This window comes from Pseudoalteromonas sp. S3178 (assembly GCF_005886985.1).
GTDB classification, from domain to species: Bacteria; Pseudomonadota; Gammaproteobacteria; order Enterobacterales; family Alteromonadaceae; genus Pseudoalteromonas; species Pseudoalteromonas carrageenovora.
In genome coordinates this window covers 1-428 of record NZ_PNCW01000283.1, presented here as the reverse complement: position 1 = coordinate 428, position 428 = coordinate 1, and the positions used below count along the sequence as shown (strand labels likewise).

General features: G+C 41.6%; 1 protein-coding gene and 1 pseudogene. One reads left to right on the top strand and one right to left on the bottom strand.

Going from position 1 to position 428, the window contains the following annotated elements; genetic code table 11:
* A partial coding sequence (locus tag CWC11_RS23055; protein WP_212748105.1) for a hypothetical protein occupies positions 1–191 on the top strand: 191 nt, incomplete at its 5' end.
* 35 nt (positions 192–226) lie between these two features.
* On the opposite strand, the pseudogene CWC11_RS20985 reads toward CWC11_RS23055, so the two are convergent.
* A pseudogene (locus tag CWC11_RS20985) lies at positions 227–428 on the bottom strand (hypothetical protein); the annotation flags it as partial.

Below are 428 nucleotides of genomic sequence, written 5' to 3'. Positions count from 1 at the left end.
ACTTTGAGTACTTTGTATCTGATGGTTTCGCGAACTCAGAAACTAAGATGGTTGAAATCAGTGTGAAAAATCAGCCAAAAACACTACCAGAGAAAGATTCTGGCAACATGAATATGCTTTTACTTATTTTTCTCCTAGGGACCTTCGTCCTGAGATCCCCAAAGCGTTTGTTAACCTTTAAAAAAGGTTAAATCTGATGTAGGAGCTCATTGAGCTCCTACCATTTTTACTCGGCTTTATTCCAATCCAGCTGCATATCCCATACATATCGGTGCTCAAGCTCTAGAGGCTGTTGAGAATCATCGACTTGTTCAAGCACATTACGCGCTTTTACTATAGTGGCGTCACGACCGAACAGGTAGCTTTGCTCTTTGACAATGGTTAAATAGGCTTTATTCAGTGCCAGCGCACGTGGTTTTGATGGTGTG